The sequence below is a fragment of the Bradyrhizobium sp. P2_E8 genome (assembly GCF_056403875.1).
Window position 1 is genome coordinate 1 of record NZ_JBFUES010001002.1, and the last position, 2,649, is coordinate 2,649.

At 66.0% G+C, this 2,649-nt stretch carries 4 protein-coding genes; 3 read left to right on the forward strand and 1 reads right to left on the reverse strand.

What is annotated here, in order from left to right; translation table 11 throughout:
• From AC1D00_RS35725 to holA, 3 genes are all read left to right on the forward strand, one after another.
• A partial coding sequence (locus AC1D00_RS35725) for a class I tRNA ligase family protein (RefSeq protein ID WP_477013908.1) occupies positions 1-385 on the forward strand: 385 nt, incomplete at its 5' end.
• Entirely contained in the window at positions 372-923 is a 552-nt protein-coding gene (gene lptE / locus AC1D00_RS35730; RefSeq protein WP_135178633.1) for an LPS assembly lipoprotein LptE, read from the forward strand. The genes AC1D00_RS35725 and lptE, both read left to right, overlap by 14 nt.
• A gap of 133 nt (positions 924-1,056) precedes the next feature.
• Positions 1,057-2,085, forward strand: coding sequence for a DNA polymerase III subunit delta (holA, locus tag AC1D00_RS35735; RefSeq protein ID WP_404551654.1), 1,029 nt, complete (start codon positions 1,057-1,059; stop codon positions 2,083-2,085).
• A gap of 207 nt (positions 2,086-2,292) precedes the next feature.
• Here holA and AC1D00_RS35740 read toward each other — a convergent pair.
• Positions 2,293-2,649: ParB/RepB/Spo0J family partition protein (locus tag AC1D00_RS35740; protein ID WP_477013909.1), on the reverse strand; the 357-nt coding region annotated here is incomplete at its 5' end.

The window sequence follows — 2,649 nt, forward strand, 5'->3', positions numbered from 1 at the left end:
GTCCGAGGTACTCCAGCGCCCCGGCCAGCCGGCGGCTGACCTCGCCTGGTCGATCCGGGAAGCCAGCCAGATCCTGGTTCAGCTGTTCTCCCCGATGATGCCGCATCTGGCCGAGGAGTGCTGGCAGGTGCTGGGCCAGACGGGGCTGGTTTCGGAGGCCAATTGGCCGCAAATCGAACGYGATTTGCTGGTTGAAGACAGCGTGACCCTGGTGGTGCAGGTCAACGGCAAGAAGCGGGGTGAGGTCACAGTTGCAACAGCGGCCCAGAATCCGGAAATCGAGGCTGCCGTTTTGGCCCTCGATGCGGTAAAACTGGCCCTGGACGGCAAGCCCGTCCGCAAGGTGATCATCGTCCCCAAGAGGATCGTGAATGTTGTCGGCTAGGATCCGTATCGCAGCCCGCTTGCTGGCGGTGGCCGCTCTGGCGGCGCTGACAGCCGGCTGCTTCCAGCCGATGTATGCTGAGCGTACCGACGGCACCCCCGGGCTGCGCGAGAAGCTGATGGGGGTCGAACTCCCGCCGATCAACAAGATCAACGCCTCGCGCGAGGCCCGTGTCGGCGTCGAAGTCCGCAATGCCCTCGCCTTCAAGCTCTACGGCACGGCAACGGGAATGCCGCCGACCCACCGCCTTGATATCCGTTTCGCCTCGAGCCGGTCGTCCCTGATCGTCGATCCCAATACCGGGCTTCCGAGCAGCGAAAACTACGGCATCGACTGCCAGTACAACCTGATCGAGGTCGCGACCGGCAAGTCGGTGATGACCGGCACCACGTTCTCGCGCGTGTCCTATGACATGCCCGGCTCCTATCAGCGCTTCTCCCGGAACCGCGCGGTGCGCGATGCGGAGGATCGTGCCGCCAACGAGATCGCCGAGAACATCAATACCCGGCTCGCCGCATTCTTCACTGCGGGCACCTGATTCAGTTCCGTCATTCCGGGGCATGCGAAGCATGAACCCGGAATCTCGATCCCCAATCTCCGGATTCTCCGCTGCGCAATTGCGCACCGTAGTTCGCCTCTGACGAGGCGCCCCGGAATGACATTTAGGCCCGATGGTCGCGCTGCGCGGAAAAGAGATCGACGCCTTCCTCGCCCGCCCCGATGCGGGCCGGCCGATCATCCTGCTCTACGGTCCCGACGCTGGCCTCGTGCGTGAACGCGCCGATGCGCTGATCGCCTCCGCCGTCGACGATCCCAACGATCCGTTCTCGCTGGTGAAGCTCGACGGCGACGAGCTCTCCGCCGAGCCGTCGCGTCTCGTCGACGAAGCCATGACGGTGCCGCTGTTCGGCGGCCGCCGCGCCATCCGCGTGCGCGCCGGCTCGCGCAGCTTTGCCAGCGGCATCGACACGCTGGCCGAGATGAGCGTGAAGGATTGCCGTATCGTGATCGAGGCCGGCGAGCTGCGGCCGGAGTCGCCGCTGCGCAAGGTTTGCGAGCGCGCCAAGACGGCCGTTGCGATCGGCTGCTATCCCGACACCGAGCGCGACCTCGCCAAGCTGATGGACGACGAGCTCCGCATCGCGAATTTGCGCATCGCGCAGGATGCCCGCGCAGCGCTGATGTCGTTCCTCGGCGGCGACCGCCAGGCCTCGCGCAACGAGCTGCGCAAGCTGACGCTCTATGCACATGGCAAAGGCGAGATCACGCTGGAAGACGTGATGGCGGTGGTCGCCGATGCTTCCGAATTGAAGCTCGATCCGATCGTCGACGGCGCGTTCGCCGGCCGGCCCGACATCGTCGAGACCGAGTTCGCCAAAGCCATGATCGCCGGCACCTATCCCGGCGTGATCATCTCGGCCGCGCAGCGCCAGGCCGCGTGGCTGCACAAATCCGCGCTTGCGATCGCCGACGGCACGCCGGCCTCTGCCGTGCTCGACGGCGGCTTTCCACGGTTGCATTTTTCACGAAAGCCTATGGTCGAAACGGCGCTGCGCAATTTCAGCGTGGCGCGGCTCGCCGCCATCATCGAGCAGCTCGCGACCGCCGCGCTCGACACCCGCAAGCAATCCACCCTCGCCGCCGCCATCGCCCAGCGCACGCTGATGGCGATCGCCGCGAACGCGAAGCGGCGCGGCTAGGCCCGCACTCTCTCAACGTCATTGCGAGGAAAGTGCATGGTCCTCATCCTGTGAGGAGCGCGCTCTTGCGCGCGTCTCGAAGGATGAAAGCCCGGGCCCTCGCCCTTCGAGACGCCGCTTCGCGGCTCCTCAGGGTGAGGGAGATGGATTGCACATGCTGCGCGAGATTCCGGGTCTCGCGTCGCGAGCCCGGAATAACAGCGAAGACTACAGCGCGCCCTTGGCCAGCCGCTTCATCACCTCGTCGAGCTGATCGAGGTTGCGGTAGTTGATCTGGACCGAGCCGCCGGGGTCGCGGTGATTGACGGTGACCTTGAGACCGAGCGCGTCGCTGACGCGCTTTTCGAGGTCGATCGTGTCTGGGTCCTTTTCCTTGCCCCCGGTGCTGCGCGCCTTCTGCGGCTTGCGCTCCGGCACGCCCTCTTCATGCGCGAGCGCCTCGGCCTGACGGACGTTGAGGCCTTCCGCGACGATGCGCCTGGCTGATGCGAGCGGATCGGGCACGCCGATCAGCGCCCGGGCGTGGCCGGCGGTCAGCTCGCCGCTCGTGAACAAGGCCTGCAC